Origin of the sequence: Mesorhizobium sp. LSJC280B00 (assembly GCF_000502835.1) — a bacterium.
Classification (GTDB): domain Bacteria; phylum Pseudomonadota; class Alphaproteobacteria; order Rhizobiales; family Rhizobiaceae; genus Mesorhizobium.
Map to the genome: position 1 here is coordinate 21,346 of NZ_AYVL01000002.1, position 13,262 is coordinate 34,607.

Here is a 13,262-nt window from a genome sequence, read left to right on the forward strand (position 1 = left end):
AATCTTGGTGCGCCAAACAATCGACTGCAACGCGGAACAGGCCGGCCAACGCTGCCAATGTTGCGGATATTAAGTCAAATTTTACCGAACTGGCGCCATGGCTTCAGTCAAGGCTGGTTGTATCGGCCAATGCGTTCGACGTATGGAGTAACGATGCGGTCTGTCCCGACGATCTTGGCCGCATTCATGCTCGGCACCTGCGGCGTTGCCAAGGCCGGCGAGGGAACCTTCGGCTGGCTGTCCGGAGACTGGTACCTGACGGTCGGCGCCACCGGCATGGTTGCCCCGAATTTCGAGGGCGGCAAGAAGTACCTGCTCAGTGCCTCGCCGATCATCTCGCTCGGCAAGGCTGGTCCCGCGGCGCGCTTCACCTCGCGCAACGACAATATCTCATTGGCATTGATCGACGATGGCGGCGTCCGCGCCGGCCTGACAGGCAAGTTCCTGTTTTCCCGCGACGGTGGTGACGCCGACGAATTGAAGGGTCTCGACCCGGTGCACTGGGGCGGCGAGGCTGGCGGCTTCTTCGAATTCTATCCTTTGGATTGGCTGCGTGCCCGCGCCGAATTGCGGCACGGCATTCGCGCCCATAACGGCTTTGTCGCCGACATCGCCGCCGACGCCTTTTACGATGTGACGTCCGACGTTAGGATTTCGGCCGGACCGCGCGTTTCGTTCGCCTCATCGGACTATTTCGACGCCTATTACGGCGTTGATGCCAAGGAGTCCCTGGCCTCGGGACTTAGCGAATATCATCCCGGCGGCGGGGTGAAGTCGGCGGGCCTGGGCGGCGCGGTGACCTGGAAGGTGACCGAGCCGATGACGGCCAGTCTGTTCGGCGAATATTCCCGCCTGATGGGCCCGGCCGCCGATTCCAGCCTGGTCAAGGAGCGCGGCTCCAGGGATCAGTTCATGATCGGCGTGTCGACGACCTATCGCTTCGATTTTTCGATGTGATGTCTACCCCAGCAATCGGGTATCGATAGGATGCGTTGTGACCTCAACGATGTGGATGCCGTCGCGCGCCAGCAAATCTGGGTTGAAGAGATAGTTCCTTGTAAACGGGACGATCACACAGGGGACTTCCATAACGGCGTGCTTGGCTGTGGCGATAAAATCCGTGCCGAGCCGCTGCGTCGTGGCTGTATCGTGCTTCCAGTCATCAGATAATTCCAGAGATGCAACGGTAACGCCGTCCGGCACTTCGATTTCCAGAAGCTGATAGGTCTGGGGCAGGTCTTCCGCGTCCACATGCACCAGAATTTCGAGAAGCGCTGTAGCTGGATGATCGGCGCAGTAGACGATCGGTGTCCCCATGACATGCCAACGGCCGGCGCTGACCATGCCACCGGCGCCGGAGAGATCGGCGTAGCTGGAAATGCGCCACAGCCGCATATGTGTTAGGCGAGAATGCCGTAATCGATGCGATGGAGCTCTTCTTCCACCAGGACGGCACCCGTCTCGGACTGCAAGAGGTTGATCGGTATCTCGTTGAGCACTCTGCTGCGCTTGCGCAACCAACGCTGCGCCTTTTCATGACTGCCGAAAACCCGGTCCGCCATCGCTGAAACCCGCTCAAGTCGCTGGACGCGGTCGGATTCGGTGATCGTCAGAGTCTCGTTTCGCTCTTTACGACGCGCCAGGGTCCGTCGCGGGCCGACGATCTTGTAGATTTCATCACTACTGAAGCCCCGTTGACGGAGCCCTTCGACCCTGGTGACATGAACGAGAAACCGTTCCGTCGCGGTATCGGGAATTGCGGCGTCGGCGGGATCGGCTTCTGGGCGAACCTTGCTATGCAGACTAGACATGAGCTGGCTCCGCTGCCACTTGCCCCTAGACATAGGCGCAAGTGGCACATCATGCAAGGAAAACCACGACAACAAACTAACGACCATGATGCCCCGACAGGAAACCGCCGAGAGTTCGGGCTTTTCAACATCGCCTGTGTCGGTTAAAAGCCCAGCCATGACGAGCTTTTCGCGCCTTCTCGCGACTGCGATACGAATTACAGGCCCGGTGTTCCGGGCGGCCTGACCGCCGCCGGAGCCGCCGGGAATCTTGCGCGCGGCCTCTCGCGCTTTTTCCAGATCATGATAGTTCAACGCCCGGGCTCTTTTGCCGCCGGCAACGCATATGGCAGACGAATGACTGATACCGAGACCGCCGAGACGATCGATTATTCCAAAACGCTCTACCTGCCGCAGACGGATTTCCCGATGCGCGCCGGGTTGCCGGAAAAGGAACCGCTGCTGGTCAAGCGCTGGCAGGACATGGACCTTTACCGCAAGTTGCGCGAAGACGCAGTCGGCCGCGAAAAATACGTGCTGCACGACGGCCCGCCCTACGCCAATGGCAACATCCATATCGGCCACGCGCTGAACAAGATCCTCAAGGACGTCATCACCCGCTCGTTCCAGATGCGCGGCTATGACTCGAACTATGTACCCGGTTGGGATTGCCACGGCCTGCCGATCGAATGGAAGATCGAGGAGCAGTACCGCGCCAAGGGCAAGAACAAAGACGAGGTGCCGGTCAACGAGTTCCGGCAGGAATGCCGTGAGTTTGCGGCGCACTGGATCAACGTGCAGGGTTCCGAATTCCAGCGGCTCGGCGTCGTCGGCGACTTCGACAATCCCTATACGACGATGGCTTTCCATGCCGAGGCGCGCATCGCCGGCGAGCTGCTGAAATTCGCAATGTCCGGCCAGCTCTATCGCGGCTCCAAGCCGGTGATGTGGAGCGTGGTCGAGCGCACCGCGCTGGCCGAGGCGGAGGTCGAATACCAGGACTATGAGTCGGACACGATCTGGGCGAAGTTTCCGGTCGTCAGCCTCGCTCGCCAGGTCATCAACATCGAGGATGGGCAGCCAGCCCTGGACCCCAAGCTGACGCAGACGTCGCTCGATCTGCTTGATGCCAACGTCGTCATCTGGACGACGACGCCGTGGACAATCCCCGGCAACCGCGCCGTCAACTACTCGCCGCGCATCAACTATGGTCTCTACGAGGTTACGGCGGCCGAGAACGCCTTTGGTCCTCAGCCCGGCGAAAAGCTGATCTTTGCCGAGAAACTTGCGGACGACGCTGCCGCGAACGCCAAGGTCACTCTGAATCGGCTTCGCAGCGTTGGCGCCGAAGAGATTGAAAACCTTACGCTTTCGCATCCCCTCAAAGCTCTGGGCGGCGGCTACGATTTTCCCGTGCCGATGCTCGCCGGCGATCACGTCACCGACGATGCCGGCACCGGTTTCGTCCACACCGCGCCGGGGCATGGCCGCGAAGACTTCGACGCCTGGATGGATGCTGCCTCTGATCTTCGCCAGCGTGGCATCGACACCGCGATCCCCTTCACCGTCGACGATGCCGGCTTCTTCACCAAGGACGCGCCGGGCTTCGGCCCGGACCGCGAGGGTGGAGCGGCGCGCGTCATCGACGACAATGGCAAGAAGGGCAACGCCAACCAGGCTGTCATCGACGAGCTGATCAAGCGCAACGCGCTGTTCGCGCGCGGCCGCCTGAAGCACTCCTATCCGCATTCCTGGCGCTCGAAGAAGCCGATCATCTTCCGCAACACGCCGCAATGGTTCGTCTATATGGACAAGGAGCTTGGCGACGGCACGACGCTGCGCAGCCGCGCCCTGAAAGCCATCGACGATACCCGCTTCGTGCCCGCCGCCGGCCAGAACCGCATCCGCGCCATGATCGAGGAGCGCCCCGACTGGGTGCTGTCGCGCCAGCGCGCCTGGGGCGTGCCGATCGCCGTCTTTGCCGATGCCGACGGCAATGTGCTGCGCGACGAGGCAGTCAACCAGCGCATCATGGACGCCTTCGAGAAAGAAGGCGCCGACGCCTGGTTCGCCGCCGGCGCCAAGGAGCGGTTCCTCGGCAATCACGATGCCTCGAAATGGCAGCAGGTCATGGACATCCTCGATGTCTGGTTCGATTCAGGCTCGACGCATGCCTTCACGCTTGAGGACCGGCCCGACCTGAAATGGCCGGCCGACGTCTATCTCGAAGGCTCCGATCAGCATCGCGGCTGGTTCCACTCCTCGCTGCTCGAAAGCTGCGGCACCAGGGGCAGGGCGCCCTACGACACCGTCGTCACCCATGGCTTCACCATGGATGAGGAGGGGCGGAAAATGTCGAAGTCGCTCGGCAACACCGTCGTGCCGCAGGACGTCATCAGGCAGTCCGGCGCCGACATCTTGCGGCTGTGGGTGGTGACGACCGATTATTGGGAAGACCAGCGGCTCGGCAAGAACGTGCTGCAGACCAATATCGACGCCTACCGCAAGCTGCGCAACACCATCCGCTGGATGCTGGGCACGCTCGCCCACGACGATGGCGAGGAGGTGCCGCTGGATAAGATGCCTGAACTGGAGCGGCTGATGCTGCACCGGCTCGCTGAGCTCGATGAGGTCGTACGCTCGGGCTACGACGCGTTCGAATTCAAGCGCATCACCCGCGCGCTGCTCGACTTCATGGTGGTAGAGCTGTCGGCCTTCTATTTCGACATCCGCAAGGATGCGCTTTACTGCGAAGCGCCTTCCAGCGTGAAGCGCAAGGCTTCCGTGCAGGTGGTGCGCCATCTCTTCGACTGCCTGGTGAAATGGCTGGCGCCGATGCTGCCCTTCACCATGGAAGAGGCTTGGCTCGACCGTCATCCGGATGCGGTCTCCCTGCATCTCGACCAGTTCCCGGAAATCCCGGCGGACTGGAGGAACGAGGCGCTGGCGGAGAAGTGGCGCAAGGTTCGGCAGGTTCGCCGTGTCGTCACCGGCGCGCTGGAAATTGCCCGTGCGCAGAAGGTCATCGGCTCTTCGCTGGAAGCGGTGCCGGTCGTCACCCTCGACGATGCCGCGCTCGAAGCGGCGATCGCCGATGTCGATATGGCCGAGATGGCGATCACCAGCGATCTGGTTATCGTGCACGGCAAAGCGCCGGCGGGCAGCTTTACCCTCGACGACGTCAAGGGCGTCGCCGTGGTCGTCGAGAAAGCGGAGGACCGCGGCCTTGTGAAATGCGCGCGCTCCTGGCGCTACACCGCCGATGTCGGATCAGATCCGGAATTCCCGGATGTTTCGGCCCGTGACGCCGCTGTCCTGCATGAGCTGAAGGCTTTGAGCCGCCTTTAAGGCGGTGCACAAATGCCACGGCGGGCGGCCGATCGGCCCCCGCGCGTTGCCCTTAACGAGTGGTTGAGGTAAACACGCGAAACTCCGGACGACAAATTGTCGCCGGAATTCCGTCGGAAGAGCATGGCGATGGGGACCGGACCTTTCTTTGGCCGGCGGCAATCGAGAGGCTGTCTACAGTGGGACTTTTTGGCATGACCGAGAGAACTTACGCGCGCGTTGCGCTGCTGGCGCCGCTTGTCGCATCGGGCCTCGCCTTGTCCGGCTGCATGGGCTCGCCCACTTACGGAACCGACAAGACCGCGGGCGCGCAGCTGGCTGGCGACCTCACCGGGGCTTTTTCCTTCGCACCCAAGCGCAAGGAGAGTATCGACTACAAGCCGCGCCCCACGCTGGTGAAGCCGGGGCCGGGGCAGAAGGAAGTCTTGCCGCCGCCGCAGGAAAGCATCGAGACGGCGAGTGCCGAATGGCCCGAATCGCCGGAGCAGCGCCGTGCCCGCCTGCGCGCCGATGCCACCCTGCATCAGGACGACCCGGCCTACCAGGCGCAGGTCATCGATGACGTGCAGACGGATCCGGCGTCGGTCAAGGCCGCGCTGAAGCAGTCGGGCTCGAGCCACCCGCCAGCCTGGACTCCGGCCGATTCGGACAAGGCCCGCTCCGCGGAAATCATGCGCCGCCGGGCTGAAGGCAAACAGGGCGACCCGACCACTCGTAGATATCTGAGCGAGCCGCCGGTGCAATACCGCGCTGCCGCCGCCACCGCGCCGCAGGGTGACCTCGGCGAGGACGAGTACAAGAAGGAACGCCGCCTCAAGAGGGAGGCGGCCGCCAAGAGTAAGAGCGGCGGCATGTTCGACTGGCTGCCCTGGTAGGCTGACGGCGCCAGAGACTTTCTGGCCTGGATTGGTTGACTTGGATTCGGACCGTCTGCCGGACCAGAAAATCAGGGTTCGCGTCGCTCGCGAAAAAAGTCCTTCAGCAATGCAGCTGCAGCGTTCTCGGCAATGCCCGGATAGATGTCGGGCACATGGTGGCAGGTCGGTGACGTGAAGAAGCGAACGCCGTTGACCACTGCGCCGCCCTTCTCGTCGGCAGCGCCGAAATAGAGCCGGCGCAGCCTGGCGAAGGAGATGGCGCCGGCGCACATGGCGCACGGCTCCAGCGTCACATAGAGATCGTGGCCGCTGAGCCGCTCGCTGGAAAGCTTGCGGCAGGCCTCGCGGATCGCCAGCATCTCGGCATGGGCGGTGGGATCGGCGAACTCACGGGTGCGGTTGCCGGCACTGGCAACGACCGTATCGCCACCGACAACGACCGCGCCAACCGGCACCTCGCCGCGCTGAGCGGCGGCTTCGGCTTCTTTCAGCGCCAGGGCCATGAAATCCTGCCGCTTCACGCGGTTTCCATTCCGATTATCTCCTCGCCACTAGAGCGCGATCCTGTTACTACCCGCGCAAACGAGCAAAGGCCACATGGACGACAAAAACAAAAAGTTCCCGCGCAAGGCCGGCCCGAAACCGGCGGGGCCGCGCGGTCGCGATGGCGCTCCAGGCAAGGGCGGCAAGCCGTCCTTCGGCGCCAAAAAACCCTACACTCCGCGCGGCGACCGGCCGGCGGCGGCCGAAGGCGAACGGCCGAAGCGCGACTTCAAAGGCGGCGACCGGCCATTCAGCAAAGGGCCGCGTCCGGAAGGCAAGCCTTATGAAAAGCGCGAGGGTCCACGCAAGCCTTATGCACCGCGCGGCGACCGGCCGGCAGCTGCCGAAGGCGACCGGCCATTCAGCAAGCGCCCACGACCCGAAGGCAAGCCTTATGAAAAGCGCGAAGGTCCGCGCAAGCCTTACGCACCGCGCGGCGACCGGCCAGCAGCTGCCGAAAGCGAGCGCGGCGAGAGGCGCTTCGACCGTCCCAAGCGTGATTTTGGCGATCGTCCCAAGCGTGATTTTGGCGGCGATCGACCGCAAGGGGCACAAAGGGCACAGGCGGCATCGGAAGGCGGCTTCAGGCCGCGCCCGCGTCGCGTCGAGGCAACGGAAGAAGCCGGCGAACGCATTGCCAAGCGGCTGGCGCGTGCCGGCCTGGCCTCGCGCCGCGACGCCGAGGAACTGATTGCGGCCGGCCGCGTCAAGGTCAATGGCAAGGTGTTGTCCTCGCCGGCCTTCAACGTCATGCCCGGCGACATCATCCATCTCGACGGCATGGAGATCCCGCCGATCGAGCGCACCAGGCTTTTCCTGTTCCACAAGCCGGCCGGCGTGGTCACGACAAACCGCGATCCCGAAGGCCGCAAGACCGTCTTCGACGTGCTGCCGCCCGGGCTGCCGCGGCTGATGACCATCGGCCGGCTCGACATCAACACCGAAGGCCTGCTGCTGCTCACCAATGATGGCGGCCTGTCGCGCGTGCTCGAACTGCCGGCGACCGGCTGGTTGCGACGCTACCGCGTGCGCGTCCACGGCAAGGTCGAGGAAAGCGCGCTTGCCGGCCTGCGCGAAGGCATTGCCGTCGACGGTGTCTTTTATGGCGCCATCGAGGCGACGCTCGACCGCGAGCAGGGTTCGAACGCGTGGCTGACACTCGGCCTGCGCGAAGGCAAGAACCGCGAGGTCAGGAACATCCTGGGCGCGCTCGGTCTCGACGTGACGCGGCTGATCCGTATTTCCTACGGGCCGTTCCAGCTCGACGATTTACCGGAAGGCCATGTGCTGGAGATCAAGGGCCGCGTGCTGCGCGACCAGCTCGGCGAGCGCCTGGTCGAAGAGTCCGGCGCCAATTTCGATGCCGATATCGCCAAGCCGTTTTCCAACAAGCCGGTCAGGCGTGAGCGCGAGGAGGAGCCCGAGCGGCCGAAATTCACCCGCGACGGCGAACGCCGGCCGATCGGCGAGGGCGGCCTGATCAAGAACCGCAAGCGGCGCGAGGGCAGCCGCGACGAAGCGCTCGGCAAGCTGTCGACAAACCCTGACAGGAGCTTTGCGCCAAAAAAGAGCTTTGGCGAGCGTGGCCCCAGACCTGAACGCAGCGACTTCGGGGACAAACCCCGTGGCGACAAGCCTCGTGGCGGCTTCGGTGGGAAAAAATCCGAACGCGAGCAGCGGCCGATCGAGCCGCCGGGCCAGCGCAAGGCCAATGTCTGGATGGCGCCGGGCGCACGGCCGATCGGCAAGGGCAGGGCGGAGGCAGACGCCGCCAAGGCGGCAGAAAACAAGGCGCGCAAGGCATCGTTCAAGCCGTCTTACGGCAAGCCCGGCGGCAAGCCGCAAGGCGGCGGTGCAAAGCCGTTCGGCAAACCGCGCGGCGAGCGCCCGGATGGCGGTGGCGACCGGCCGCGCGGCGGCCCGAAAGGGAGCAATGCGGATCGTCGGCGGTGAGTTTCGCGGGCGTCCGCTGGCGACGCCCCGCACCTTTGCCATCCGCCCGACCACCGACCGCACGCGTGAGGCGGTCTTCAACGTGCTGGCGCATCGCTTTCCCGAAAGACTGGACGGCGCGCGCGTGCTCGACCTGTTCGCCGGCACCGGCGCGCTCGGCCTCGAAGCGCTGTCGCGCGGCGCCTCCTACGCTGTCTTCATCGAGGAATCCGCCGAAGGGCGCGGCCTGATCCGCACCAATGTCGAGGCCTTCGGCCTCACCGGCCGCACCAAGATTTTCCGCCGCGACGCGACGGGCTTGGGCGAGGCGGGCACCATCGCCGCATTCGGCCTGGTCTTCGCCGATCCGCCCTATGGCAAAGGCCTTGGCGAACGCGCGTTGCGCTCGGCCAAGGCCGGTGGCTGGCTCGCCCCCGGCGCGCTCTGCGTCGTCGAGGAAGCGGCGGTGGCGCCGTTCGAGGCAGGGTCGGGCTTTTCGGTTGTCGACGAGCGCAACTATGGCGAGACGGTCATCCGGTTCATCGAGGCCGCCTGAGTTCGGCTTCCACGATGGCGCCTTCAAAATGACGAACAATTCGCTTTGCCTCGACCAGCAACCCCGCCTATCGTCCCACTACAAACCGGAGCCATCTATGACATTTCAGGCTGAATGGCTGCGCGGAACGCTCTTGGGACTGGCTCTGGTGATGGCCGCGCCGGCTCTGGCGGATAACAATCCTGACGATGGCGTGGTGACCGATTTCCTGCTCGACAACGGCATGGAGGTCGTCGTCATCCCCGATCACCGCGCCCCCATCGTCACCCATATGGTCTGGTACAAGATCGGCAGCGCCGACGAGCCGCCGGGCAAGTCCGGCATTGCCCATTTCTTCGAGCATCTGATGTTCAAGGCGACCAGCAACCATGCGGCGGGCGAGCTCGACCGTGCCGTCGCCGCCATCGGCGGCTCGGACAACGCCTTCACCTCCTACGACTACACCGCCTTTCACGAGACGGTGGTGCCTCAGGCGCTCGGTGAGATGATGGGCTTCGAGGCCGACCGCATGCGCAATCTCATCCTCAACGACGACGTCATCAAAACCGAGCGCGACGTCATCCTCGAGGAGCGCCGCTCGCGCATCGATAGCAATCCGCAGGCAGTGCTCGACGAGGAGATCGACGCCACGCTGTGGCAGAACCAGCCCTATCGCATTCCGGTCATCGGCTGGATGCAGGAGATGGAGAAGCTGAACCGCACCGACGCGATGGCCTTCTACAACAAATATTATACACCCAATAACGCCGTGCTGGTGGTGGCCGGCGATGTCGAACCGGAAACGGTCAAGGCGCTGGCCGAAAAGACCTATGGCAAGATCGCGCGCGGCCCGGACCTGCCGCCGCGCATCCGACCCGTCGAGCCCGAGCAGAACACCAGGCGCACGGTGACGCTGACCGACGGGCGCGTCAGCGTGCCGAGCTTTACCACGCAATGGGTGGTTCCGTCCTATCACACGGCAAAGCCCGGCGAAGGCGAAGCGCTCGACGTGCTGTCCGAAATCCTCGGCGGCGGCAACCGCAGCCGGCTCTACCAGGAGCTTGTCGTCAGGCAAGGCATCGCCGCCGAGGCCGGCGCCTTCTTCCAGGGCACCATGCTCGACGACACCAATTTCACCGTCTACGGCGCGCCGCGCGGCGATGCCAAGCTTGCCGACATCGAGGCCGCGGTCGACGCCGAGATCGCCCGCATCGCGAAAGACGGCGTCACCAGCGACGAGCTGGAAAAATCCAAGGACCGTTTCGTACGCTCGATGATCTTTGCCCGCGACAAGCAGGAAGACATGGCCAACATCTACGGCTCGACGCTCGCCACAGGCGGTAACGTCCAGGACGTCCAGCAATGGCCGGACCGCATCCGCAAGGTCACCGCCGACCAGGTCAAGGCGGTCGCTGCCCGCTATCTCAATCTCGACCACGCAACGACCGGCTATCTTCTGCCGCAAACCCAAGCCGGGAATTGATTTGATGATGAGCCAGCATGGTCCCGCTCTGCCTTCTCCCCTCGTGGGCTCCTCCCCTTCTCCCCTTGTGGGAGAAGGTGGCCGAGCGAAGCTCGGTCGGATGAGGGGTGTTCCAGCTTGGCNTCCTTCTCCCCTTGTGGGAGAAGGTGGCCGAGCGAAGCTCGGTCGGATGAGGGGTGTTCCAGCTTGGCACCAACGGCACTCCGTCCAACACCCCTCAACCGTCTCGGCGCTTCGCGCCGATCCACCTTCTCCCACAAGGGGAGAAGGGAAGCGCCAGCACGCCGGCGCTCTTCTAGCAACCCTGTTCCTCTCCCTTCTCTTTCTCCTCCTGCCGGCGCTTTCCGCTCGCGCCGCCGTGAACATCCAGGAGGTGACCTCGTCGAAGGGCATCACCGCCTGGCTGGTGGAGGACTATTCGGTGCCGATCGTCGCCATCCGCTTCGTCTTCGATGGCGGCGCGACGCAGGATCCGCCCGGCAAGGAAGGGCTTGCCAATCTGATGAGCGGCCTGTTCGACGAAGGTGCCGGCAACCTCGACAGCGAGGCCTTCCAGATCAAGCTTGACGATGTCGGCGCCGAGATGAGCTTCGATGCGCAGCGCGACGGCATCTACGGCTCGATGCGCATGCTGGCCGAGCAGCGCGACGGCGCCTTCGACCTGTTGCGGGTGGCGGTCAACCAGCCGCGCTTCGACCAGGTGCCGATCGACCGCATCCGCGCGCAAATCCTGTCCGGCATCATCGCCAACGAGCGCGATCCCGATACGCTCGCCCAACGCAAATGGCTGGACGCGATCTACGGCAGGCATCCCTATGCGCGGCCCGACCAGGGCACCAGGCAAAGCATCGCGATGATTACGCCGGCCGATCTCAGCGCCTTCCACAAGGCAAATTTCGCCCGTGACGGCCTGCATGTCGCGGTGGTCGGCGCCATCGACGCCGAGACGCTGAAGCAGAAGCTCGACCTGGTGTTCGGCAGCCTGCCGGAAAAGCAGGCGCTTACGCCCGTTCCCGACATCGAGCTGAAGCTCGGCCAGCAGCTCGAGGTCGTTTACGACCAGCCGCAGGCTTCGCTGCAACTCGCCTATCCCGGCGTGAAGCGGAACGCGCCGGATTTCTTTGCCGCGGTGCTGATGAACGAGATCCTCGGCGGCGGCACCTTCACCTCGCGGCTGTTCGACGAGGTGCGCGAGAAGCGCGGCCTGGCCTACAGCGTCAGCTCCGACCTCGTCGACCACCAGCATTCCGAGGCGCTGTCCATCACCACCTCGACCCGCGCCGATAGGGCGGCCGAGACGCTGGCCGTGGTGCGCGACGTGGTCAAGCGCATGGCCGAGGAGGGGCCGACCGAAGCCGAGCTGGCGGCGACCAAGAAATACATCATCGGCGCCTATGCCATCAACAATCTGAATTCCTCCGGCGCGATCGCCTCAACGCTGCTCGAGATCCAGCTCGGCAAGCTCGGCATCGACTACATGCAGCGCCGCGCCGCCCTGATAAACGCGGTGACGTTGGACCAGGTGAAAGCGGTGGCGAAAAAGCTGCTCTCCGCCGAGCCGGCCGTCATGGTGGTCGGGCCGAAGCTGGGAAGCAAGGGATGAGCCCACTTTTCCCGCACTGGCCTGCGCCGGTTGGCTCCCCCTTCTCCCCTTGTGGGAGAAGGTGTCGCCGAAGGCGACGGATGAGGGGTGCTCCAGCTTGGCATCGACCGAGCTCCGTCCAACACCCCTCAACCGTCTCGGCGCTCCGCGCCGATCCACCTTCTCCCACAAGGGGAGAAGGAAAGACGCGCCACGGCCGCAAACTGCCGACAATCCGGGCGAGGGGGCATTTGCCCAAATTCGATAGCTCCGCCACATGGGGCAGCCAAAATGGCGCCTAGCTTCGGCATCGCCTTTGGCGGCGGCGGGGCGCGTGGGCTGGCGCATATCCATGTCATCGAGGCGCTGGACGAGCTGGGCATAAGGCCGGCAGCAATCGCCGGCTCGTCGATCGGCGCCATCATGGGCGCCGGCATGGCCTCGGGCATGACCGGCAAGGACATCCACGACTATACGCGCTCGATCCTCGGCCGCCGCGCCGAAGTGGCAACGCGCATGTGGCGGGCGCGGCCCGGCACTTTTGCCGAGGCGATGCAGGGCGGCCTGCGGGTCAGCCAGTTCAATGTCGAGCGCATCCTCAAGGCGTTCCTGCCCGACGCCATTCCCGAGACCTTCGCCGAATTGAAGATACCGCTGAAGGTGACGGCAACGGACTTTTATGGCCACAAGCTCGCCGTGATCGACGAAGGCGAGCTGCATTCGGCACTGGCCGCCTCGGCGGCGATCCCGGCGGTGTTCCGTCCGGTGATGCGCGACGGCAGGCTGCTGATCGACGGCGGCATTTACAATCCCGTGCCGTTCGACCTGATCGAGCTCGACGCCGATATCATCATCGCTGTCGACGTGGTCGGCGCGCCGACCGAGGCGGGCCGCAAATTCCCGACCTCCGTCGACCTGATGTTCGGCGCCACGCAGCTGATGATGCAGTCGATCATCGCCAGCAAGCTGAACCAGAGCCGGCCCGACATTCTGATCCGGCCGGCGGTGTCGAAATACCGGGTGCTCGATTTCATGAAGGTCGAGGCGCTGATGGCCGAGACGGTGGCGATCAAGGACGAGCTGAAGCGCGAGATCGAGAAGGCGGTCGAGGCCCGCGCCAAGGCCGAAGCCAGCAAGCGCACGAACCGTCTCGGCGGATGACAGCCATCAG

The 13,262-nt window shown here is 64.3% G+C and carries 11 protein-coding genes; 8 read left to right on the plus strand and 3 right to left on the minus strand.

All coding sequences use genetic code 11. From position 1 onward, the window contains the following. Positions 1 to 153: 153 nt before the first annotated feature. Positions 154 to 957, plus strand: coding sequence for a MipA/OmpV family protein (locus tag X773_RS42365; RefSeq protein ID WP_023674342.1), 804 nt, complete (start codon positions 154 to 156; stop codon positions 955 to 957). Between the two features lie 3 nt (positions 958 to 960). On the opposite strand, the gene X773_RS42370 is transcribed toward X773_RS42365, so the two are convergent. Together X773_RS42370 and X773_RS77935 are read right to left on the minus strand one after the other, a co-directional pair. Continuing rightward, the gene (locus X773_RS42370; protein WP_023674343.1) at positions 961 to 1,395 is read right to left on the minus strand and encodes an RES family NAD+ phosphorylase; all 435 of its coding nucleotides are present in this window, start codon (positions 1,393 to 1,395) and stop codon (positions 961 to 963) included. A gap of 5 nt (positions 1,396 to 1,400) precedes the next feature. Then, complete coding sequence (locus tag X773_RS77935) at positions 1,401 to 2,105, minus strand: antitoxin Xre/MbcA/ParS toxin-binding domain-containing protein (RefSeq protein ID WP_023674344.1); 705 nt, start codon at positions 2,103 to 2,105, stop codon at positions 1,401 to 1,403. 42 nt (positions 2,106 to 2,147) lie between these two features. Here X773_RS77935 and ileS point away from each other — a divergent pair, with 42 nt between their 5' ends. Both ileS and X773_RS42380 read left to right on the plus strand, forming a co-directional pair. Next, entirely contained in the window at positions 2,148 to 5,138 is a 2,991-nt protein-coding gene (gene ileS, locus X773_RS42375; protein WP_023674345.1) for an isoleucine--tRNA ligase, read from the plus strand. A 194-nt stretch (positions 5,139 to 5,332) separates the two neighbouring features. Continuing rightward, positions 5,333 to 6,013, plus strand: coding sequence for a hypothetical protein (locus X773_RS42380; protein ID WP_023674346.1), 681 nt, complete (start codon positions 5,333 to 5,335; stop codon positions 6,011 to 6,013). A 71-nt stretch (positions 6,014 to 6,084) separates the two neighbouring features. Here the strand turns inward: X773_RS42380 and X773_RS42385 are convergent, their stop codons facing one another. Then, positions 6,085 to 6,537, minus strand: coding sequence for a nucleoside deaminase (locus X773_RS42385; protein WP_023674347.1), 453 nt, complete (start codon positions 6,535 to 6,537; stop codon positions 6,085 to 6,087). A 76-nt stretch (positions 6,538 to 6,613) separates the two neighbouring features. Here X773_RS42385 and X773_RS42390 point away from each other — a divergent pair, with 76 nt between their 5' ends. The 5 genes from X773_RS42390 to X773_RS42410 all read left to right on the plus strand — a co-directional run bounded on the left by X773_RS42390 (position 6,614) and on the right by X773_RS42410 (position 13,252). Continuing rightward, positions 6,614 to 8,512 (plus strand): pseudouridine synthase, encoded by a 1,899-nt coding sequence (locus tag X773_RS42390; RefSeq protein ID WP_023674348.1) that lies wholly within the window; start codon positions 6,614 to 6,616, stop codon positions 8,510 to 8,512. Next, on the plus strand, positions 8,493 to 9,047 hold the full coding sequence (gene rsmD / locus X773_RS42395) for a 16S rRNA (guanine(966)-N(2))-methyltransferase RsmD (protein WP_023674349.1): 555 nt from the start codon (positions 8,493 to 8,495) through the stop codon (positions 9,045 to 9,047). The genes X773_RS42390 and rsmD overlap by 20 nt, the downstream gene beginning before the upstream one ends. 97 nt (positions 9,048 to 9,144) lie before the next feature. Then, the gene (locus X773_RS42400) at positions 9,145 to 10,509 is read left to right on the plus strand and encodes a pitrilysin family protein (protein ID WP_023674350.1); all 1,365 of its coding nucleotides are present in this window, start codon (positions 9,145 to 9,147) and stop codon (positions 10,507 to 10,509) included. A gap of 169 nt (positions 10,510 to 10,678) precedes the next feature. Then, entirely contained in the window at positions 10,679 to 12,112 is a 1,434-nt protein-coding gene (locus tag X773_RS42405; protein WP_023674351.1) for a pitrilysin family protein, read from the plus strand. Positions 12,113 to 12,382: 270 nt separating this feature from the next. After that, positions 12,383 to 13,252 carry a patatin-like phospholipase family protein gene (locus tag X773_RS42410; RefSeq protein WP_023674352.1) on the plus strand — a complete coding sequence of 290 codons (870 nt, stop codon included), beginning with the start codon at positions 12,383 to 12,385 and terminating at the stop codon, positions 13,250 to 13,252. Positions 13,253 to 13,262: the final 10 nt, after the last annotated feature.